Genomic DNA, 20,802 nt, shown 5'->3' on the forward strand with positions numbered 1-20,802 from the left:
ATCCGGTGTGAGCATCATCAGCGGCAGATGAGGACGGTGTGGACTGTCACGGTGACGGCGCGGAAGCTGGCGCGGGACGCGGATACAACCGCGTCACCGAACGGTTTCCGCGTCATCACGCTGACGATGCGGACACTGGCGCTCATCGGCATGTGCGTAAAGGCTCGTCTGCAACGGCCTAGCCCTGCGAAGGCGCGATGACGCGACCTTCGTGTGGGTCAGAAGGGTGGGGCAGTCGGGTCGGGAGCGCGGGTGCGATGTCGACCGGTGCCGTCCTCACGGATGGCCAGGGCGTAGCGGTGGCGCATCGCGATGTCGTGCTGCTGGAGCGTTCTCTCGCAGGCCTCTTCGAGCACGCTCGGCAGGTCGGCGCCTAGGCCGGAAGCCTCGGGGGCACCGGCGGGGAGAGGATCTTCGGTTTCCGCCGACAGCACGACCTGCTCGAGGGCATCGAGCGGATGCGTGGTCCTGTCCCGGCCGCCGTGATCGGTCCACTCCGCCGTGCCGTCGTGGCGGAGCCTGACCCGCCACCCGGGCGACTGCTTGATGCGGTGGTGTCGGCGACAGAGGCACATGAGGTTCGTCGACGCGGTCGGACCGAGCGGCCAGGGGCGGACGTGGTCGACGTCGCAGAAGCGAGCCGCCACCGAGCACCCGGGGAAGCGGCACCGGCCGTCACGAGCCTTCACCAGGGACACGAGCGCTTCGGTCGGCCGGTAGGCCTCGCGCGCGAGCGACCCGGAGGGGTCGAGGAGGGCTCCCGTCGCCGGGTGGCACGGCCGGGTGACGACGTCGGTCGTCGGGTCCGCGAGAACCCGCTGCAGCCAGCCCCGCTCGACGAGCACCGGCTCGCTCGGACGGATGCCGTGCACCTGCACGAGGTCGTCGGGACGTCCGGCGACCGCATCGGACGGAACCGTGGGAGCGGCGACGGACGACGAGTCGACGGGCGTGGTGAGGACGACCTGGAACGTGAGGTCGACGTGCTGGACGACGAGGTCGGTGAGGGCGCGGCCGCGGGCCTGCTCGATGCTGCTGCACGTCCCGTCGGTGACGTACTGGCGGGCAAGGCGGTCGACGGCGGACCAGGCGGCCGCGGACTCCTCGGACGGGAAGGTGCCGTACCAGGCGTCCACCCCGGGTTCGGCGACCCAGCGCCGCAGCCCGGTCTCGCGCCGGGCCCGCTGCGCGCGCCGCCGGAGCAGGTCGGGCGAGAGGCGCCCGAGGATGCGCCGCGTCCGGCGGCGCAGGGCGGCCGCGGGCTCGGCGTCGAGGTGGGGCTCGAGCGCGGCGAGGACGGCCTCGGCCACCTCGGCCGGAACCTCGGCGAGCTCGTCGGCGACGACGCCGGCCCGGACGGCGTCGAGGCGGCCGGCCCGCATCGCCTCGTGCAGCGCGCCGAGACCCGTGGGCCGGGGCCGCTCGGACACCTCGACCGGGACGGGCTCGAGACCCGTGCGCCGGACCGCGGCCTCGACCCGGGCCTGCGCCTGGTGGTGCGAGGCTCCGAGACCGAGCGCGAGGAGGTCGGCGGCGTCGAGGGCCACGCGGCCGGGACCGTGCTCGACGGTGCCGAGCGTGCCGTCCTCGTCCCACACGCTCTCGAACCGCGACGCGGCCGCGACCGCCAGGTCCTGCACGGCGACGATCCGGTTGACGAGCGACTGGCACCGCCCGACGAGGGCCAGCCAGTCCTCGCGCGAGAGCGTGGCCCGCGGGTCGTGCACCGCCGCGTCGAGCGACCGCACGGCGCACTCGAGAGCCTCCGACGTGCTCTGCACGACCCCTGCCCTGGTGCTCATCGAGGCCCCCTCCCTGTGCCCCCATCCTACCCCGCGCCACCCACACGGACAAGACCCGAGGCTGGCCGAATCGACTGTGCCGCAACATTTTTGCATCACCGTGACCCGGTCCACACCTCCTCCGCACCACCTCCCCAGTACCGTGTGGTGGACATCCCGTCCCCGAGGAAGGACACCACGATGCGCGTCGCCCTGGCCAAGGCCGTGCTCCGCGCCGCCCGGTGGACCGCCGTCGGCGAGGTCCCCCGCACCGGCATCCTCGTCGGCGCCCCGCACACGTCCAACTGGGACTTCGTGATGATGCTCCTCGTCATGTGGCGCGGCGACGTCACGCCGCGGGTGCTCGTCAAGAAGGAGCTCTTCCGCGGCCCGCTCGGCCGCCTGCTGCACCGCCTCGGCGGCATCCCACTCGACCGCGCACACCCCGGCGAGGTGGTGCGCGAGCTGGTCCGCGAGGCCCGCAGCGGTGAGCCGTTCCTCCTCGTCATCGCCGCGGAGGGCACCCGCGAGAAGGGCGAGTACTGGAAGTCGGGCTTCTGGCGGATCGCCCGCGCCGCGAACCTGCCCGTCGCCCTGGCCTTCGTCGACGGCCCGAGCCGCACCACCGGGTTCGGTCCGACGCTCATCCCCACCGCGGACGTCCGCGCCGACATGGACCTCGTCCGCGCGTTCTACGCCGACAAGCGGGGCATCCACCCCGAGCGACGCACCGAGCCGCGGCTCCGCGAGGAGGACCGCCCGGCGTGACGCCCGCGGCACGCCTGCGGCACGCCATCGGCATACACCACCGGCACGCGGAAGTCACCTGCTGACGTTTCCAGCCTGACCTGCGAGGATGCGCTCGTGGAGCCACGACCCGGCGATGCCCGCCGCCCCCGGATGCCGCGGCACGTCGGCGAGACGCTCACCGAGCTCGCCCACGTGACGAACGAGCTCGTCGGCGCCACGACCGTCGAGGCGGTCAGCAAGATCGTCACCGAGCACATGGCCGACGCCGTCGGGGCCACCATCGCCGCGCTCGGGCTGCGGCACGGCGACGAGGTCCGCCTCATCGGCGTGCGGGGGCTCGCGGTCGACGAGGCCGCCGCGTGGCAGACCTTCCCCCTCGACACCCCCAACACGGTGTCCGACGTCGTGCGCACTGGCGAGCGCATCCTGCTCTCCGGCGCCGACGAGATCGCGCGGCACTACCCGGCGCTGGCCAACGCCCAGCGCGGGGAGCGGACGACGGTCACGGTGCCGCTGCGCTCCGCCGGCCGCACCATCGGCGCGATCCACCTGTCGGTGCCCGACGTCGTCGAGCTGCACCCGGCCGAGCTCGAGTTCCTCGACGTCCTCGCCGACACCTGCGCCCAGTCCCTCGAGCGCATCGACCGCGCCGCCGACGCCGCCAAGCAGACCGCCCGGCTGGCCTTCCTCGCCGAGGCCTCCATCCAGCTGGCCAGCAGCCTCGACCTCGAGGCGACCACGGCCGCGGTCACGCGGCTCACCGTGCCGCGCTGGGCCGACTGGTGCGCCATCGACATCGTCCGTGACGGCAGCCTGCACCGGCTCGCGTCGGCCCACGCCGACCCCGTCCAGGCCGAGCTCGTCACCCGGGTGCGCGACCGCTGGCCGACCCAGCCCGAGCGCCCGCGCGGCCTCGCCGCCGTCGTCCGCACCGGCGAGCCCCTGCTCGTCCCCGACATCACGGAGGACCTCCTCGCCGAGTCGGCGCGCGACGCCGAGCACCTCGATGCCCTCCGCGCGCTCGGGATGCGCAGCATCCTCGCCGTCCCGCTCCTCGTCCGTGGCACGGTCTCCGGTGTCCTCACCTGGGCCTCGAGCGACCCGGGTCGACGCTACGACGAGGACGACGTGCGCTTCGCCGAGCACCTCGCCCGCCGCGCCGCGAGCGCCATCGACAACGCCGACCTCTACGGCCAGACCCGCGCCGTCGCCGAGCAGCTGCAGCGAGCGGTGCTCCCCGAGGACCTCGCCGGGACTCCCGACTGGGAGGTGGCCTGGCGCTACGAGCCGTCCGGGCGCACCGAGGTCGGCGGCGACTTCTACGACGCCTTCCCGCTGGCCGACGGCCGGTACGTCGCGTTCGTCGGTGACGTCATGGGCCGGGGCGTCGCGGCATCCGCGGCGATGGCCCAGATGCGTTCCGCCGTGCGCGCGTTCGCCTCCTCCGACCCCGCCCCCGAGGCCGTCCTCGACGCCCTCGACCGGATGGTCGTGCAGTTCGACACCGAGCAGCTCGTCACCCTCGTCTACGTGCTGGCCGACGCGGTGGAGGGCACCGTCCGCATCGCGAGCGCCGGCCACCTGCCGCCCTTCGTCCTGCGCGCGCACGGGCGGGTCGACCGGCTCCCCGACGCCGACGGTCCACCGCTCGGGCTCGCCTCGACCCGCAGCAGCACGACCGTGCCGTTCGCCGCCGGGGACGCGCTGCTGCTCGTCACCGACGGGCTGGTCGAGCGCCGCGGCGAGGACATCGAGGCCGGCCTGGCCCGGCTGCGCAGCGCGGCCCGCGAGCTGTCCTCCGCCTCCCTCGACGACGGGCTGAGCGAGGTCGTGTCCCGGGTCGGCGACGACTCCTCCGACGACGACGTCGCGGCGCTCGTGCTCCGGCGGGTCGCCGACAGCGGGTCGGGGCGCGGTGGTGTCGCCGCGGCGATCAGGATGAGCGCCTGACCGCTCCGGTCACGCGCCGTCTCCGGTCGCGTTCTCCAGCAGGAAGATCCGCACCCGGCGGTGTCGTGCCCGCGTGAAGTACCGCGGGTAGCCGACGTACACCTGCTCGGCGAGGGCCAGCACCTCGCCACGTTCGGTCGGCGACGCGGCCCGCGCGCGCACGGCGACCGTCCTCGGGCCGTGGCCCACCGTGGCCCGCGGGTCGGACTCGAGGTTGAGCACCCACCCCGGGGTGGCGGCCTGCCCGAAGTTCGTGCCGAGCAGGGCGACGGTGTCGCCGACCGGCACCCCGATGAGCTGGGTGCTGCGCAGGGCGCCGGTGCGCCGGCCGGTCGTCGTGAGGACGAGCACGGGGAGCCCGCTGAGCAGCGCGCACGCCGTGGTGCGTCCGCGGGTGAGGCGCGCGACGGTCCGGTCGAGGGTCGGCAGGGTCCGGGCCAGCGCGGCGGCACCGGGTCTCGTCGCCGCAACCGAGCGCACCGCGCGGTGCACCGCGGTGGCACGGGGCAGCGCGTATGACAGGTCGGCGGCGACTCCCACGGCCCCGACGCTAGCGGGCCTCCTCGCGCCGAGGAGCCGACGTGCGTCGGTCAGCGCAGGACGGCGAGGGTGCGCGTCCGGTGCTGCGGGACCTCGCGCGACCACGTCGCCGGTGCCCGCCCGCGGGGGCCGTCGACGAGCCAGCGGCGCGCCGGCTGCTCGATGCGGGTGGCGACGAGGCGGGCCGTCACCCCCAGCACGAGGACGATCCCGGCGAGCACGAGCGCCGAGGCCAACCCGTTGCCCGCCGCCCGCGCCGTGGCCCACTCGATGGGGCGCTCGAACAGCCAGTGGACCATGTAGAGCGCGTACGAGGCCTCCCCCGCGGCGACCAGCGTGGGCCCGGAGAGGAGGCGGACCAGCGGGCCCGAGGACGCCGCGAGGCCGGCGGTGCCGAGCCCGAGGGCCGGCGCGGCCCAGTAGTGCCCGGCCGACGCGGCGGGGATGAGGGCCACCACGGCCACGGTGAGCGGCAGCAGCCAGGCGAACCCGCCGAGGCGCGCCCCACCTCGCGTCCACGCGATGCACAGGAGCATCCCGCCGAGGAACTCCCCCATGATCCGCACCCAGAACATGTTCTCGAGGTTGCCGTTCGGCAGCGCCATCGTCGCGAAGATGCCGAGCATCACGGCGTACGCGAGTCCCGCGAGGGCCAGGGCCGACCCCGGGCGGCGCAGGCGGGCCACGAGGACGAAGAGGACGGGGGCGAGGAGGTAGGCGAACCACTCCGCGCTGATCGACCAGGCGGGCGAGTTGAAGCTCGGGCGGTCGTTGACCCAGTAGTGGACCATTCCGAGGTTCTCGACGTACGCGCCGAGGCCGCGGCGGGTGTCCTCGCTCGTGGTCCCGAGCGTGCCGACGACGGCGGCGATCGCGACGTCGACGTGGAGCGCGACCACGTGCACCGGCCAGACGCGGGCGAACCGGTTGCGGACGAAGCGCGCGCTGCGGTCCCCCCGGAAGGTGCGCATCCGGTCGGCGTAGGTGTACGCGAGGACGAAGCCGCTCAGCGCGAAGAAGAGGTCGACGCCGAGGTAGCCGGCGCGCATGAGGGTGTCGAGCGGGGCGAGCACCGGCTGGAGGCGCAGGATCTCCTCGCGGTAGTGGAAGAGGACGACCCAGGCCGCCGCGAGGGCGCGCAGGCCGGTGAGGGCGGGCAGCGCCGGGCGGCGGGTCGGGGAGTCCATCCGCTCCACGCTGTCGGCCATCCCGAGCCCGATCAAGTCGCCGACGGCCGTCCGAGCGTTTCCTGAGGACCGGCGGGAACACGCGTCCTCGCAGGTCAGGACGCCTTCGGCCGACACGGCCCCGGCCCGCCCCGGCGCTCCCGGGGTGCGAGATGGATCACGCCGGGACGGCGGAGGCGAGGGTCATCCGTCGTGCGGCGCCACGACCCAGCGGGCGACGTCGGGGCAGCCCGCGGGGATCCCGGCCGATGCGCCGGGCGCTCCCTCGCCCCCACCGAGCTCGATGCGGTCACCGTCGGCGTAGGTGCGGCCGCCGAACTCGAGCCCGTCCGCTCCTGTCGACACCTCGCCGCGCGGGAAGACCGGGACCGTCGGCGAGCCGTCCTCGCCCTCGACCGTCACGCAGGCCTCGGTGACGCGCAGGGTCCCGACGAGCAGCGCGTCCATGCCGGAGCCGTCCGCGTCGTACGTCGCCACGTTCGGCGGGGCCGGGTCACCACAGGCCACGACGCCACCCAACAGGGCGGCCGCGACCACGAGCGGAGCGGCGCCGCGCCCCCGCCGTCCTGCACCCACCGCACGACCGCGCACCCCGTCCTCCGTCCACCGTCCTCGCCGGAGGCTACCGCCCCGCCGTGGCCCCGGAAGGCGACGCGCCCCTCCCCCGGATCGCGGCGGGGTTGACAATATACAACCATTTGGTTGTATGTTTGCCTCGTGGACGAGACGAGCGAGGACCGGGCCGACGCCCTGTTCCACGCGCTCTCCGACCGGACCCGGCGCGACATCCTGCGCCGCGTCCTGTCCGGTGAGCACTCGGTCACGGCCCTGGCGGCGAGCTACGACATGAGCTTCGCCGCCGTCCAGAAGCACGTCGCCGTCCTCGAGAGGGCGGGCCTGCTGACGAAGCGGCGCAACGGCCGCGAGCAGCTGGCCAGCGGCGACGTGGAGGCGGTCCGGTCCGTCGCCTCGATGCTCGACGAGCTCGAGGACGTCTGGCGGGGGCGGGTCGCCCGCATCGACGCACTACTCACCGAGGAGAACTGACATGCCCGTCACCGACATCACGCAGGACGTCGAGAACCGCACCCTGACCATCCGCGCCGAGTTCGCGGCCCCCGTCGAGCGCGTCTGGGCGCTGTACGCGGACCCCCGCCAGCTCGAGAAGGTCTGGGGCCCGCCGGAGTACCCGGCGACCTTCGTCGACCACGAGCTGCGCCCCGGCACCCGCTCCACGTACTACATGACCTCGCCGGAGGGCGAGAGGTTCGGCGGCTACTGGGACATCACCGGGGTCGAGGAACCGTCCGGCTTCACCTACGACGACGGCTTCGCGAACGCGGACCTCACGCCGAACCCCAGCCTCCCGGTGTCGCACAACGTCTACGCGTTCGCGGCCGGCGGCCCGGGCACGCAGGCCACGTACACGAGCACGTACGACACCGCCGAGGACCTCCAGAAGGTGCTCGACATGGGGATGGAGGAGGGCGCGCGCTCGGCGATCGACCAGATCGACGGCTTCCTCGCCCGGGGCTGACCTCCCGGGCCGACGCCCGCCCGGCGCCCCGTCACGTCACGGGGTGTCGGGCAGCCCGGCCAGGGAGTCCTTGACCGCCGCGACGAGGGCCTGCACCTCGCCCCGCGTGCCGTCGTACCAGCGCCGGGCGACCATCGCCGTCGGGTGGACGAGCACGTCGTGGGGCTGGCGGTGCAGGGCGATCTCGGCGCCGTCGTCGTCGGTGGCGACGACCCAGTGCAGCCGGCAGGCCCGGCGCAGGTGCTCACCGACGGCCAGGCCGAAGGCGTTGACGAGGGCGTTGGGGTCCCCGCGCTCCCCCGCGGGCGTGGCGAACCACCGGGCCGCCTCGGCGTCGAAGGCGCGGCCGAGCGCCTCGGCGTCGTCGAGGTCGACCCCGGAGTCGGCGACGAGGGCGACGTTGCCCTCGACCCACTCCCGCTCGTCCTCGCTCACGACCATGAGCTGCACCACCGCGGCCCCCTTCGTCCGTGGGCTCATCGTGGCGCAGGCCGGGCCGCCGCGCCAGCCCGGGCGCGCCCCGTGCTCAGACGCAGAACTCGTTGCCCTCCGGGTCGCGCATCGTGACCCAGTGGACCCCGAGGTCGCTGTGCTCGTCGACGCGGCTGGCCCCGAGCTCCTCGAGCCGCGCCACCTCCGCCGCCACCCGCTCGCGCTGGAGGTCGAGCGGCACCGACGGCCCGCCGCCGGCGAGGAGGTCGAGGTGCACGCGGTTCTTGACCGTCTTGGGCTCGGGCACCCGCTGGAAGAAGAGGCGCGGCTGCCCCGGGGCCTCCAGGGCGGACGCGTCGTTCCACCGCTCCTCGGGGACCCCCTGCGCGGCGAGGAAGGCCGGCCAGTCGGCGAAGTCGCCCGGCGGGTCGGGGATGGCGTACCCACGGGGCGCGAGGGCCGCCGCCCAGAAGGTGACGAGCGCGGCGGGGTCGGCGGTGTCGATGACGACCTGGACAGGGGCGATCGAGCGGTCCATCCCGCCACTCTGCCGCAGTCCGCCGACACCCCGCCCAGTGTGCTCCACGGAACAGCGCCCGGACGCGGTCGGTGCCAGCATCGGAGGAGACGAAAGGCACCGCCATGAGCACGACCGCCACCCCCACCCGCGTGGCCGCCCGCGCGTTCCTCGACCACCGCCGCATCGCCGTCACGGGGGTGTCGCACGCCCCGAAGGGACACGGCAGCAACGCCGTCTACACCTGGCTGCGCGGCCACGGCTACGAGGTCTTCGCCGTCAACCCGTCGGTCGACACCGTCGAGGGCGACCCGGCGTACCCGAGCATCGGCGCGATCCCGGGCGGCGTCGACGCCGTCGTCGTCGCCACCGCGCCCGATCACGCGCAGGAGGCGGTGGAGCAGGCGGCCGACGCCGGCGTCACGTCCGTGTGGATGCACCGGGCCCTCGGCGCCGGCTCGGTGTCGGCGAGCGCGGCCGCCTGGGGGCGCGACCACGGGTTGACCGTCATCGACGGCGGCTGCCCGCTGATGTTCCACCCCGACGCCGACGGCTTCCACCACGCGATGTGCCGGGTGCTCACCTGGACCGGGAAGGTCCCGCGCCGGGTCTGACGGCCGGGGCGGCGACGGCGAGCCGGGCGGGTACCGCGGGGCCCCGTCACGGGTGTACCATCATCGGTTCGCCAGTATGCGAACCCACCCAGAACCAGGAGGCGGCTCCGCCGTGCCCACGCCGACCGCCGACCCGTCCACCGCGCCCACCGACCCCGTGCTCGCCCGCGAGCAGGCCCACCTCGACCACGCCCGCGACCAGCTGCGCCGGATGCGCGAGCAGGTCGAGGGCCTCGACGCGAGCACCGCCGCCGACGCGTTCAACGCGGCCTACCTCGACCTCGTCCTCGCCCGTCGCGTGGCCTCCCTGCAGGACGACCCGCGGACCACGCTCTTCTTCGGGCGGATCGACTGCCGCACCGAGCACGGCGCCGAGACCTTCCACATCGGCCGCCGGCACGTCAGCGACACCCACGGCGACCCGGTCGTCGTCGACTGGCGCGCGCCGATCTCGACCGCCTTCTACCGCGCCTCCCCGAGCGAGCCGATGGGCGTCGGCCTGCGGCGCCGGTTCGGGGTCGACCGCGGCCGGCTGACCGCCTACGAGGACGAGCACGTCGACCGGGGCCCGGAGGAGGATGCGGACACCGCCCACAGCGCGATCCTCGCCGCCGAGATCGAGCGGCCGCGCTCGGGGCCGATGCGCGACATCGTCTCGACCATCCAGCCGGAGCAGGACGAGATCGTCCGCTCCGACATCGGGACGAGCATCTGCGTGCAGGGGGCGCCGGGCACCGGCAAGACCGCCGTCGGGCTGCACCGCGCGGCGTGGCTGCTCTACTCCTTCCGCAACCAGCTCGACCGCTCGGGCGTGCTCGTCGTCGGCCCGAACCGGGCTTTCCTCGACCACATCGGCGCGGTCCTCCCCTCACTCGGCGAGGTCCGGGTGCAGCACGCGACGATCGACACGCTGCTCGACCACGCGCGGGTCCGCGCCGAGGACACCACCGAGGTCGCGATCCTCAAGGGCGATGCGCGGATGGCCGAGGTCCTGCGGAACGCGGTGTGGCGCAACGTCGGTCGTGCCGAGGAGCCCCTCGTCGTCCCCCGCGGGTCGCGGCGCTGGCGGGTCCCCGGGTACGACGTCCAGGACGAGGTCGACGCCCTCGTGCGCCGCGGCGTGCGCTACTCCGCCGCCCGCGACCTGCTGCCGCAGCGCCTCGCGCACCTCGTGATGCTGCGCATCGAGGCCACCGGCGACTTCCCCGGCGACACCGCGCAGGACGCCATCGCGCGCTCCGCCCCGGTCCGGGCCCACGCGAAGGCGCTCTGGCCGGCGCTCGACCCCGCGGGCGTCCTCTTCTCGCTCCTCGGCGACGCCGACGTCCTCGCCGAGGCGGCCGACGGGGTGCTGACCGACGACGAGCAGCGGATGCTCCTCTGGGAGAAGCCGCCCCGCACCAAGGGGTCGGCCCGCTGGACCCGCGCCGACCTCGCCCTCCTCGACGAGCTGGCGGACCTGCTCGACCGCACCCCGAGCCTCGGTCACGTCGTCCTCGACGAGGCGCAGGACCTCTCCCCCATGCAGCTGCGGGCGGTCGGCCGGCGGGCCTCGACGGGCAGCCTCACCGTGCTCGGCGACATCGCGCAGGGCACGACGCCGTGGGCCACCGACTCGTGGACGACCGCGATGGGGCACCTCGGCCGGCCGCGCCACGAGCTGGTGACGCTCGACCGCGGCTTCCGCGTGCCGGGTCTCGTCATCGACTTCGCGGCCCGCCTCCTGCCGGCGATGGCGCCGGGCCTCGGGGCGCCGCGCTCGGTGCGCGAGAACCCTGGCCGGCTCGACGTCGTCGCGGCCGAGCCCGAGCACCGGTCGGCGGCGGTCGTCGCGGCGGTCGAGGCCTCGCTCGGGGAGCCCGGGTCGGTCGGCGTCATCGCGCCGGACGCCTTCATGGACGCCCTCTCCGCCGCCCTAACCTGGGCCGGGGTGCCGCACGGCCGGCTCGACGCCGAGCACGGTGACGACGAGGACCGGCAGGTCGAGCTCGTGCCGGCCGGCGTCGCCAAGGGCCTGGAGTTCGACCGGGTGGTCGTCGTCGAGCCCGCCGCGGTCGTCGCCGCCGAACCGGACCGCCGCACCGGCCTGCGGCGGCTCTACGTCGTGCTGACCCGCGCGGTGTCGGCCCTCACGGTCGTGCACACCGAGCCGCTGCCCGAGGCGCTGACCGCCTGACCCCGGCCCGGCCACCCGTCAGGAGCGGCCGTGTCCCAGCTCGTCGCGGAAGCGGGGGGTCAGCGGGCCGCGGGCGGCGAAGACGTCGGCGGCAGCCGCCGAGAGCGTGCTCCACTCGAGCGAGCGGCCGACGGCCGGCGCGTCCGTCGCCTCGACGAGCCGGAGCCGCTCGGCGGTCGGCGGGTGCTGGGGGTCGGCCGCGGCGGCGGGGTCGGCCTCGAGCCGGGCGAGCAGCTCGGCGGGCTCGGGGCGCGCGGCGGTCTCCATCGCGGTGAACGGGTCAGCGCCGGGGGTGCGGGCGGCGTTCCCCGCGGCGGTCAGGCCGCGGGGGATGCCGACCGTGCTGAGCAGCCAGCCGCGGACGGCGGCCGTGCCGGCGAGGGCGGCCGCCGCGCGGTCGGCGTCGAGCGCGGCCCGGTGGAGCGTCGGGCGCCAGGCGCGCGCGAGGAGGGCCTGGACGGCCCGGACCGGGGCGCCGACGACCGACATCCCCGCCCCGCCGACGGCCACGGCCGCTCCGCGGCGCGCCTGGTTGCCGGCCAGCTCGTCCCCGGCGCCGAGGAGGCCGAGGGAGCTCATCGACTGGTCGACGGCCGTGCTGTCGGCGGAGGTGACGGACCGGGCCGGGGTGAGGATGGTCCGCGCGCTCGTCAGGAGGTCGTCGCCCAGCCGGACGAGCGTGCCGGCCGGTCCGCGCCGCACCTGCGCGCAGGACAGCTCGTGGGCGAGGACCGCGACCCGCTCACCGGGGTCGAGGGCGGTCCACTGCGGGAGGCCGAGGACGAGTGTGGCGCGGCCGAGGTAGCCGGTGGCCTGCACGTGCACGGGGTAGGCGGTCTCGACGACGACCCGGTCCGGGGGCCGCGCCCCGACGGCCTCGGCGACCTCCCGGCACAGCGCGTCGAGACCGGGGGCCTGCGACGCGGCGAGCGGCACCGCGTGGGTGTCCACCCGTGCCGGGCGGGGCAGGAGCTGCCACAGGACGAGAAGACCCAGACCACCCCAGAGGTAGCGGGTGACCCCGTCGTCGACGACGAGCAGCCACACCCAGAGAGCGACGAGCACGAGGTCGACGAGGACGACGAGGGCGGCGACGACGACGGCCGTCACGAGGCCCGCCCGGCCGCGCGTGCCTGCTGCTCGAGTGCTCACCGCTGCTCCCCTCCGGCGCCCGGGGACGCCCTGTCGGGGGTGAGCCTACGACCCCGTGGGGGTCAGGCGCCGACCGTCCACTTCTCGCCGTCCCAGTAGCGGGTGCGGCGTCGGCTGTTGGGGGCCGGGTACCAGCCGGGCTCGAGGCCGCGCGAGGAGTTGTGGGTCTTGACGACCCGGTGCGTGTGGAACGCGGGGACCAGTGCGGCGAGCACCCCGACGCAGGTGCCGACGGTGAGCAGCCAGAGGCCGAGGCCGGCCTCGAGGGTGGCACCGCGCAGGCCGGAGACGAGGAGGGGGGCGTCGGCGGTGAACCACGTGGGGCGGCCGACGACGGACAGGGGGTCGAGGACGAGCACCCACATGACGAACGCGACGAAGGCCGCGGCGCTCAGCCCGATGAGGGCCGCGACCCGCCACACCGGTCCGACGTACTTGACGCGGGTGAGGACGAGCGCGATGCCCATGACGCCGGCCCAGACGGCGGTGAGGACGACGTAGCTGCGGAACGAGCCGGCGAGCGAGACCGCGCCGTCGTCGAGGCCGAGCCCGAGGGCGCTCCACAGCTCGGGCGGGACGCTGCCGCCGGAGACCCGGAAGACGGGGAACAGCGTGCCGGCCATCGCGAGCGCGGCACCGGCGCCCATCGCCACACCGGCGATCGCGTGGCTGCGTGTGTGTCTGACCTCGGCCATCTCGCTCCTTCCTCCTCCGTCGAGGTGAGTGTGACACCGAGGTCCCGGAATCGAGCACAACTCGCGAAAAGTCCGGTCCGGACGGCCGAGAGGCCCCGATCCGCGCGTGCTCAGGCGCCCGCCGACGCCGCGGCGCCGCGCACCAGGGACCACAGCGCCTCGACGTCGGCGCGCTCGGTGGCCTCGGCGCCGATGCTGACCCGGACCATCCAGCGCCCGTCGAGCCGGCTGGCCCCGAGGAAGGCCCGCCCGGAGTCGTTGACCGCGTCGACCCAGGCGAGGGTGTGGGCGTCGAGGGCGTCGCCGTCGAGGGGCTCGCCGTCCGGGCCGACCGGCTCGTGCCGGATGCAGACGGTCTGCAGCTCGACGGGCGCGAGCACCCGCCAGCCTGGTTCGGCCTCGACCTGCCCGGCGAGCCACCGGGCGTTCTCGAGGTCGCGGCGCAGCCGGGCCCGGATGGCCTCGACGCCGTCGAGCCGCAGGTGGAACCACAGCTTGAGGGCCCGGAACCGCCGCCCGAGCGGGATGCCCCAGTCCTTGTACTGCACCACCTCGGCGTCGGTGCTCGCGCGCAGGTAGCTCGGAGTCGTCGACATGACGGACACGAGGTGGTCGACGTCGCGGACGTAGAGGAGGGAGGTGTCGAGGATCGTCCCCATCCACTTGTGCGGGTTCCACGCGAGCGAGTCGGCGTCGTCGACGCCCGCGAAGAGGTGCGCCATCTCGGGCAGCAGCATCGCCGAGCCGGCCATCGCCGCGTCGACGTGCACCCAGGCGCCGTGCTCGCGGGCGACCTCGACGATCGCCGGCACGGGGTCCATCGCCGTCGTGCCGGTCGTGCCGACGGCGGCGACGACGACCGCCGGCGTGCGTCCGGCGGCGGCGTCCTCGGCCATCGCCCGGCGCAGGGCGGCGGGGTCCATCGCGTAGGTGACCGGGTCGACGTCGACGAGGCGGAGGTTGTCGGCACCGAACCCCGCGAGGAGCGCCGCCTTCGGCACCGAGCTGTGCGCCTGCGGCGAGGTGTACGCGACGAGCGGTGCGTCGAGGGACTGGAGGCCGCCCCGGTGCTCGGAGCCGTCGCTGGCCCGCTCGCGGGCGGCGAGCATCGCGACGAGACAGGCCGTGGACGCGGTGTCCTGGATGGCGCCGCGCCACTGCGGCGACAGGCCGCACAGCTCGCGCAGCCAGTCGGTGACGACCTGCTCGACCTCGGTGAGCGCCGGCGCCGACTGCCACGTGATGCCGAGGGCGCCCACTCCCCCGGACGCGATGTCGCCGAGGACCGAGGCGAGGCTCGCGTTGCTCGGGAACCAGCCGTAGAACCCCGGGTGCTGGGTCTGGGTGACGCCGGGGACGACGACGCGGTCGAGGTCGGCGAGCACGTCGGCGAACGGTTCGGGGGCCTCCGGGGCGCGGATCGGGAGGGCGGCGCGCACCTCGCCCGGGCGAACCTGGGCGGCGACCGGGAGGTCGGGGACCCGCGCCCGGTGGTCGGCGATCCAGTCGATCAGCTCGTGTCCGGCGGCGCGGAACTCCTCGGGCGTCATGGGCGCCATTCTGCCCACGCGCGGTGCGCCCGGCGTCCCGCGCCCCGACCACTCGCCCGGCCCGACCCCGCACGTGCGGGGTCATCGCTGTCCGAACCGGGGTGCGACAGCGATAACCCCGCACGTGCCGGGTTGTCGCTGTCCGGTCCGGCGGTCAGAGGTTGATCATGTGACCGGCGATGCCCTCGACGGCCTCCTTGACCGCCTCGGACAGCGTCGGGTGCGCGAAGACGTTGCGCGACACCTCGTCCGCGGTGAGGTCCCACTTCTGCGCGAGGGTGAGCACGGGCAGCAGCTCGGTGACGTCGGGGCCGATCATGTGGGCGCCGATGATCTCGTTGTGCTCGGCGTCGGCGACGACCTTGACGAACCCGACGGCGTCGCCGAGACCCATCGCCTTGCCGTTGGCGGAGAACGGGAACTTCGCCGTCTTGACGTCGTACCCCTTCTCCTTCGCCTGCGCCTCCGAGTAGCCGAACGAGCCGATCTGGGGGTGGCAGTAGGTGGCGCGCGGGATGAAGTCGTACTCGACGGGCATCGTCTCGGCGCCGGCGAGGTGCTCGGCGGCGACGACGCCCTGGGCCTCGGCGACGTGCGCGAGCATGAGCTTCGCGGTGCAGTCGCCGATGGCGTAGACGTTCTCGACGTTGGTGCGGCCGTACTCGTCGACGGCGACGGCGCCGCGCTCGGTGAGCTGGACGCCGGTGCTCTCGAGCCCGTAGCCCTCGGTGCGCGGCGCGAAGCCGATGGCCGACAGCAGCTTGTCGGCCTCGAGCACCTGCTGGTCACCACCGGCGGCCGGCGAGACCGTCACGCGCACACCGGAACCGGTGTCCTCGACGGACTCGACCTTGGTGCCGAGCATGACCTTCACGCCGAGCTTCTTGTAGTGCTTGAGGAGCTCCTTGGAGACCTCCTCGTCCTCGGTCGGGACCATCCGGTCGAGGAACTCGACGATGGTGACGTCGACGCCGAAGTTCTTCATGACGTAGGCGAACTCGACGCCGATGGCGCCCGAGCCGGCGATGACGATCGAGCCGGGGAGGTTCTCGTCGAGGATCTGCTCCTCGTAGGTGACGACGTTCTGGCTCACCTCGACGCCGGGCAGCATCCGCGTGACCGCACCGGTGGCGATGATGAGGTGGTCGAAGGTCAGCTGCCGGGTCTCGCCGTCGTTGAGGGCGACGTCCATCGAGGTGGCGCTGGTGAGCGTGCCCCAGCCGTCGATCTCCTCGATCTTGTTCTTCTTCATGAGGAAGTGGACGCCCTTGACGATGCCGGCCGACACCTTGCGCGAGCGGGCGTGCGTGGCGCCGTACCTCATCGTCGCCTCGCCCTCGATGCCGTAGAGCTCCTTGTCGTGCTGGAGCGTGTGGGCGAGCTCGGCGTTCTTGATGAGCGCCTTGGAGGGGATGCAGCCGACGTTGAGGCAGACCCCGCCCCAGTACTTCTTCTCGACGACGGCGACCTTCTTCCCGAGCTGGGAGGCGCGGATCGCCGCGACGTACCCTCCGGGACCAGCACCGAGCACCACGACGTCGAAGTCAGCCATGACCGTCAGCCTATCGGGGCGGTGGCGGGCTCCGGCGCTCAGCCCAGGCCGCGCAGCGTGAGGTGCACCGCACGGGCCACCGGGCCGGCGGTCGAGCCGCCGTTGCCGCCCTGGGCGACGACCGCGGCGACGACCCATCGGGGGCGCTCGGCCGGCGCGTAGGAGACGAACCACGAGGTGTCGCGCCGGCCGACGACCTCACCGGTACCGGTCTTGCCCGCGATCGTCCAGTCGTCGGGCACCGAGCGGAAGACCCCGGCGGCGGTGCCGGTGGTCGTCACGCCGACGAGGGCCCCGCGCAGGTAGCGCAGGGTGGGGGCGGCGATCGGGACCGCCCGGGTGGGTCCGGGCGCCACGACGGACCGTGCGCCGGACGCGGGGTCGACGAGGGCGGCCGCCACCCGCGGCGTGCGCGCGGTGCCGCCGTCGGCGATCGCCCCGTAGGCGACGGCCATCTGCAGCGGGGTCGCGAGGAGGTCGCCCTGCCCGATGGCGAAGTTCGCGGCGTCCCCGGCGCGCAGCTGCCACCCGTGCTCGCAGTTCTCGCGGGCGACCTCGGTGAGGAAGGTGCGCCGCTCCCGGTCGGTGACCTCTGGGTACCCGGTGCGGGCCCGGCGGCACAGCTCGCCGCGCTGCTCCTCCCACGTGGCCTTGCGCCAGGCGCGGTCCGGGACCCGGCCGGCCGACTCGTGGGGAAGGTCGATGCCGGTGCGGGCGCCGAGGCCGAGTCCCCGGGCGGTGTCGACGAACGGGTCCGGGGTCGAGGCCGCCGCCGACACGCCCCCCTCCTGCTGCCAGGCCCGCTCGGCGAGCGCGTAGAACACCGTGTCGCACGAGATCTCGACCGCCCGGCGCAGCGTGATCAGCCCGTGCGCGGTCGTCTCGTGGTTGCGGAAGTCGCGGTCGCCGATGCGGTACACCGCGGGGCAGTCGTAGGTGCCGGACAGGGAGGCGCCGGCACTCACCGCCGCCGCCACCGAGGCGGGTTTCATCGTGCTCGCGGGGGCGAGCGCGACGTCGGTGGCGCGTGAGAGCAGCGGGGTGCCGGACGCGGGGTCGGTGAGGGCCCGGTAGTCGTCCGCCGAGATGCCTCCGGTCCAAACGTTGGGGTCGTAGGTCGGCGCGCTGGCCAGCGCCGCGACCGCCCCGTCGCGCGGGTCGAGGACGACGACACCGCCGGAGTCGGCCGGCCAGCCGCGCGTCCGCGCCCGGGCCATCTCGTGGGCGAGCGCCGCCTCCGCGGACGCCTGGACGACCGCGTCGAGGGAGGTGACGAGGTCGCGCCCGGGCACCGGCTCGGTGCGCGAGACGACCCGGGTGACGAGGCCGCGCGCGTCGACGGCGACGACGGTGCGTCCCGGGGTGCCGCGCAGCTCGCGGTCGTACTGCTGCTCGAGCCCGGCGCGTCCGACGAGGTCGTCGGCGGCGAGGGTCGGGTCGGCGGAGAGGTCCTGCGGGCCGACCCGCCCGAGGTAGCCGAGCACCTGGGCGGCGCTCGCCCCCTCCGGCCGCGGGTAGGAGCGCACCGGCTCCGAGGTCACGGCCACCCCGGGGAAGCGCTCGGGCCGCTCGACGAGGGTCAGCGCGCGGGCGGGGTCGACGTCGGTGGCCAGCGGGACGGGCACCTGGGGAGAGCCCGCCCAGCAGGACGGGGCCGCGGGGGCGCCGTCCTCCCCGCAGAGCCAGGTGCGTCCGAGCAGGTCGTCGGCCTCGAGGCCGAGCACGTCGGCGACGGCCCGCACCTCGGCCTCGGCCGCCGGGCGGTCGTCGGCGACGACCCGGCGCTCGAGGGTGACGACGGTGCTCACCCGGTTCTCGGCGAGCACCCGGCCGGCGCGGTCGAGGATGCGCCCGCGGAGCGCGGGGACGACGAGCGTGCGGGTGTCGAGGGGCGAGGCGCCGGCCGCGGCGGCCCCGGCCAGCTGCACCTGCCCGAGCCGTCCGACGAGGCCGGTGAAGACGAGGACGACGACCGCGACGAGGGCGACGAGGCGCCCGTGGTGGGCGGTGGGGCGCCTCACCCGAACCGCCGCCGGAGGACGGCCCGCTCGGCGCCGACGACGAGCGGCACGACGAGCGCGGCGAGGGTGGCCGTGAGGAGGCAGCGCACCCCGACCTCGAGCAGGTCGACCGGGGCCCGGACGGCGAGGGCCCGCAGCACGTCGAGGCCCTCGACGAGGACCGCCGCCGCGAGGGTGGCACCGGCGACCCGGGGCGCGGCGACCGGACCGGTGACCCGCAGGCGGCCGGCGAGCAGCCCCGCGGCGCCGTAGGCCAGGGCGTGCAGGCCGAGCACCGCCGCCCCCGGCGGGACGAGGTCGAGGACCCATCCGCCGAGCAGGCCGGCCAGCCCACCGGCGACCGGCCCGCGCCACAGGGCCCACGCGACGACGAGGACGAGGACGAGGTCGGGCACGGGCGCCACGTGCCGCGCACCGAGGGTGACGGCGAGCACGCCGGCCACGACGAGGGCGGCGACCCGCAGGAGCAGGCCGAGGGGTCCCATCAGCCGCTCCCCGTGGCGGTCGGGCGCGGCGTGCTGCGTTGGGGGTCGACGACGACGCCGACGACGTCGAGGGTCGCGGGGTCGACCGCCGGCTCCAGCGTGCCGGTGGCCGCGAGGCGGCCGGCGGCGGGCGCGACCGAGCCGACGGTCCCCACGCGGATCCCGGCGACGAAGGGTCGCCCCCCGGCGCTGCCGAGCGTGGTGACGGGGTCACCGGCCGCCATCGCACCGGCCCCGACGAGGCTGAGCGACATCGAGCCGGGCGGTGGCGGCGCGGCCCCCTCCGCCGCCGAGCCGGATGCCTCCCCGAGCACCCCGGCGGACCCGACCCGGACCCCGACGGTGACGTCCGGGCCGCCGAGGAGCAGGACGTCGCAGGTCCACGGCGCGACGGCGACGACCCGTCCGACGAGCCCACCGGCGGCCACGACCGTCCGGTCGACCTCGACGCCGTCGCGCGACCCGACGTCGAGGGTGACGCGCTCCGGGCCGGCCGGGCCCGGGGCACCGACCCCGACGACCCGCGCGAGGACGAGCGGCCGCCCCTCGAGCGCGGGGTCGGAGAGCAGCGCGCGGGCGTCGGCGGACTCGGCGAGCCGCCGGTCGGCGTCGGCGAGCCGGGTCCGCAGCTCGGTGTTCTCGGCCCGCAGCCGCGAGGCCTCGTCCCCGCCCGGACCCGCGACCCGCTCGAGCGGCCCGAGGCCCGCGGCCGCGAGCGTGCGGACGGGCGAGAGGTCGAGGGCGCCGGAGAGGTCGGCGAGAACGACGAGCACGGTGAGGAGCGCGGCGGCCACGGCCAGCCGGCGGGGGGTCGGGCGGTGCCTCACGGCCGCCGGGTGTCGACGAGGACGCGCTCGAGGGTCCCGAACTCCTCGACGCACCGGCCGGCGCCGCGGGCCACCGCCCGCAGCGGGTCCTCGGCGGCGCGCACGGGGACGCCGAGCTCGTGCGAGAGCCGCTCGTCGAGGCCGCGCAGGAGGGCGCCGCCGCCCGTCAGCGCGATGCCGCGGTCGACGACGTCGCCGGCGAGCTCGGGCGGGCAGACGTCGAGCACGGTGCGGACGAGCTCGACGACCTGCGCGACCGGGGTCTCGATCGCCCGGCGCACCTCGGCCGACCCGATGGTGACGGTCTTCGGCAGGCCCGTGACGAGGTCGCGGCCGCGGACCCGTTCGGAGAGCTCGTCGCGCAGCGGGAACGCCGACCCCGCACCGATCTTCAGCTGCTCGGCGCTGGACTCCCCGAGCAGGAGGGAGTACTCGGACTTCACGTGCGCGACGATCGCGTCGTCGATCTCGTCGCCGCCGATGCGCACGGTGCGCGAGGTGACGAGGCCACCGAGGCTGATGACGCCGACGTCGGTGGTGCCGCCGCCGATATCGACGACCATCGACGCCCGCGTCTCGTCGACCGGCAGACCGGCCCCGATGGCCGCCGCCATCGTCTCCTCGATGACGTAGACGCGCCGGGCGCCCGAGCGCAGCGTGGCGTCCTCGAGGGCGCGGCGCTCGACGCTCGTGATGTCGCTCGGGACGCAGACGACGACGCGGGGGCGGACGAGCCGCGAGGGGGCCACCTGGTCGACGAACCAGCGGATCATCCGCTCGGTGACGTCGGCGTCGGAGATCACCCCGTCGCGCAGGGGGCGCACCGCGGTGACCGTCTCCGGGGTGCGGCCGAGCATGTCCTTGGCGCGGCGCCCGGCCGCGACGAGCTGGCCGGTGCCGGCGCGGACGGCGACGACCGAGGGCTCGTCGAGGACGACGCCGCGGCCGCGCTCGTAGACGACGGTGTTCGCGGTGCCGAGGTCGATCGCGAGGTCCCTCCCCCGGACCCATCCCGCCGACCACCCAGCCATGGCCA

Annotated in this window: 21 protein-coding genes; 6 read left to right on the forward strand and 15 right to left on the reverse strand. The window is 75.2% G+C overall.

Annotated features, from left to right (window positions below; translation table 11 throughout):
- Positions 1-17: 17 nt before the first annotated feature.
- On the reverse strand, positions 18-146 hold the full coding sequence (locus JQN70_RS20445) for a hypothetical protein (protein ID WP_255546745.1): 129 nt from the start codon (positions 144-146) through the stop codon (positions 18-20).
- A 72-nt stretch (positions 147-218) separates the two neighbouring features.
- Positions 219-1,802 carry an HNH endonuclease signature motif containing protein gene (locus JQN70_RS01215; protein ID WP_204129492.1) on the reverse strand — a complete coding sequence of 528 codons (1,584 nt, stop codon included), beginning with the start codon at positions 1,800-1,802 and terminating at the stop codon, positions 219-221.
- Positions 1,803-1,982: 180 nt separating this feature from the next.
- On the opposite strand from JQN70_RS01215, the gene JQN70_RS01220 reads away from it, so the two are divergent.
- Positions 1,983-2,549: a 1-acyl-sn-glycerol-3-phosphate acyltransferase gene (locus tag JQN70_RS01220; RefSeq protein ID WP_204129493.1), complete on the forward strand. Its 567-nt coding sequence runs from the start codon at positions 1,983-1,985 to the stop codon at positions 2,547-2,549.
- A gap of 96 nt (positions 2,550-2,645) precedes the next feature.
- Entirely contained in the window at positions 2,646-4,481 is a 1,836-nt protein-coding gene (locus JQN70_RS01225) for a GAF domain-containing SpoIIE family protein phosphatase (RefSeq protein ID WP_204129494.1), read from the forward strand.
- Between the two features lie 9 nt (positions 4,482-4,490).
- Here the strand turns inward: JQN70_RS01225 and JQN70_RS01230 are convergent, their stop codons facing one another.
- From JQN70_RS01230 to JQN70_RS01240, 3 genes are all read right to left on the reverse strand, one after another.
- On the reverse strand, positions 4,491-5,021 hold the full coding sequence (locus JQN70_RS01230; RefSeq protein WP_204129495.1) for a nitroreductase family deazaflavin-dependent oxidoreductase: 531 nt from the start codon (positions 5,019-5,021) through the stop codon (positions 4,491-4,493).
- A gap of 50 nt (positions 5,022-5,071) precedes the next feature.
- Positions 5,072-6,229 carry an acyltransferase family protein gene (locus JQN70_RS01235; protein WP_204129496.1) on the reverse strand — a complete coding sequence of 386 codons (1,158 nt, stop codon included), beginning with the start codon at positions 6,227-6,229 and terminating at the stop codon, positions 5,072-5,074.
- A 162-nt stretch (positions 6,230-6,391) separates the two neighbouring features.
- A complete protein-coding gene (locus JQN70_RS01240) occupies positions 6,392-6,715 on the reverse strand; it encodes a dihydrolipoamide dehydrogenase (RefSeq protein WP_204129497.1) in 324 nt (107 codons plus the stop codon).
- A gap of 210 nt (positions 6,716-6,925) precedes the next feature.
- Between JQN70_RS01240 and JQN70_RS01245 the strand changes: the two genes are divergently transcribed.
- Both JQN70_RS01245 and JQN70_RS01250 read left to right on the forward strand, forming a co-directional pair.
- A complete protein-coding gene (locus JQN70_RS01245; RefSeq protein WP_204129498.1) occupies positions 6,926-7,255 on the forward strand; it encodes an ArsR/SmtB family transcription factor in 330 nt (109 codons plus the stop codon).
- A 1-nt stretch (position 7,256) separates the two neighbouring features.
- A complete protein-coding gene (locus JQN70_RS01250; protein ID WP_204129499.1) occupies positions 7,257-7,745 on the forward strand; it encodes an SRPBCC family protein in 489 nt (162 codons plus the stop codon).
- Positions 7,746-7,781: 36 nt separating this feature from the next.
- Here the strand turns inward: JQN70_RS01250 and JQN70_RS01255 are convergent, their stop codons facing one another.
- Together JQN70_RS01255 and JQN70_RS01260 are read right to left on the reverse strand one after the other, a co-directional pair.
- Entirely contained in the window at positions 7,782-8,198 is a 417-nt protein-coding gene (locus tag JQN70_RS01255; RefSeq protein ID WP_204129500.1) for a DUF3806 domain-containing protein, read from the reverse strand.
- Positions 8,199-8,271: 73 nt separating this feature from the next.
- Positions 8,272-8,715: a VOC family protein gene (locus JQN70_RS01260; protein ID WP_204129501.1), complete on the reverse strand. Its 444-nt coding sequence runs from the start codon at positions 8,713-8,715 to the stop codon at positions 8,272-8,274.
- Between the two features lie 104 nt (positions 8,716-8,819).
- On the opposite strand from JQN70_RS01260, the gene JQN70_RS01265 reads away from it, so the two are divergent.
- Together JQN70_RS01265 and JQN70_RS01270 are read left to right on the forward strand one after the other, a co-directional pair.
- Positions 8,820-9,308: a CoA-binding protein gene (locus JQN70_RS01265; RefSeq protein ID WP_204129502.1), complete on the forward strand. Its 489-nt coding sequence runs from the start codon at positions 8,820-8,822 to the stop codon at positions 9,306-9,308.
- Positions 9,309-9,420: 112 nt separating this feature from the next.
- The gene (locus JQN70_RS01270) at positions 9,421-11,484 is read left to right on the forward strand and encodes a HelD family protein (RefSeq protein WP_307835745.1); all 2,064 of its coding nucleotides are present in this window, start codon (positions 9,421-9,423) and stop codon (positions 11,482-11,484) included.
- Between the two features lie 18 nt (positions 11,485-11,502).
- Here JQN70_RS01270 and JQN70_RS01275 read toward each other — a convergent pair whose 3' ends face one another.
- The 8 genes from JQN70_RS01275 to JQN70_RS01305 all read right to left on the reverse strand — a co-directional run bounded on the left by JQN70_RS01275 (position 11,503) and on the right by JQN70_RS01305 (position 20,797).
- Entirely contained in the window at positions 11,503-12,636 is a 1,134-nt protein-coding gene (locus tag JQN70_RS01275; RefSeq protein WP_204129504.1) for a M48 family metallopeptidase, read from the reverse strand.
- A 62-nt stretch (positions 12,637-12,698) separates the two neighbouring features.
- The gene (locus JQN70_RS01280; RefSeq protein WP_204129505.1) at positions 12,699-13,331 is read right to left on the reverse strand and encodes a DUF2510 domain-containing protein; all 633 of its coding nucleotides are present in this window, start codon (positions 13,329-13,331) and stop codon (positions 12,699-12,701) included.
- Between the two features lie 110 nt (positions 13,332-13,441).
- Positions 13,442-14,881 (reverse strand): pyridoxal phosphate-dependent decarboxylase family protein, encoded by a 1,440-nt coding sequence (locus JQN70_RS01285; RefSeq protein WP_204129506.1) that lies wholly within the window; start codon positions 14,879-14,881, stop codon positions 13,442-13,444.
- Positions 14,882-15,035: 154 nt separating this feature from the next.
- Positions 15,036-16,433: a dihydrolipoyl dehydrogenase gene (gene lpdA, locus JQN70_RS01290; RefSeq protein WP_204129507.1), complete on the reverse strand. Its 1,398-nt coding sequence runs from the start codon at positions 16,431-16,433 to the stop codon at positions 15,036-15,038.
- Positions 16,434-16,471: 38 nt separating this feature from the next.
- Positions 16,472-18,454, reverse strand: a complete 1,983-nt coding sequence (mrdA, locus tag JQN70_RS01295) for a penicillin-binding protein 2 (protein WP_307835746.1) — start codon at positions 18,452-18,454, stop codon at positions 16,472-16,474.
- Positions 18,451-18,939, reverse strand: a complete 489-nt coding sequence (locus tag JQN70_RS19765; RefSeq protein WP_239110392.1) for a rod shape-determining protein MreD — start codon at positions 18,937-18,939, stop codon at positions 18,451-18,453. Before JQN70_RS19765 ends, mrdA begins: the two co-directional genes overlap by 4 nt.
- Positions 18,939-19,766, reverse strand: a complete 828-nt coding sequence (gene mreC, locus JQN70_RS01300) for a rod shape-determining protein MreC (RefSeq protein ID WP_204129509.1) — start codon at positions 19,764-19,766, stop codon at positions 18,939-18,941. Before mreC ends, JQN70_RS19765 begins: the two co-directional genes overlap by 1 nt.
- Positions 19,763-20,797 carry a rod shape-determining protein gene (locus JQN70_RS01305; RefSeq protein ID WP_204129510.1) on the reverse strand — a complete coding sequence of 345 codons (1,035 nt, stop codon included), beginning with the start codon at positions 20,795-20,797 and terminating at the stop codon, positions 19,763-19,765. Before JQN70_RS01305 ends, mreC begins: the two co-directional genes overlap by 4 nt.
- Positions 20,798-20,802: the final 5 nt, after the last annotated feature.

The organism is Phycicoccus sonneratiae, assembly GCF_016887965.1.
Classification (GTDB): domain Bacteria; phylum Actinomycetota; class Actinomycetes; order Actinomycetales; family Dermatophilaceae; genus Phycicoccus; species Phycicoccus sonneratiae.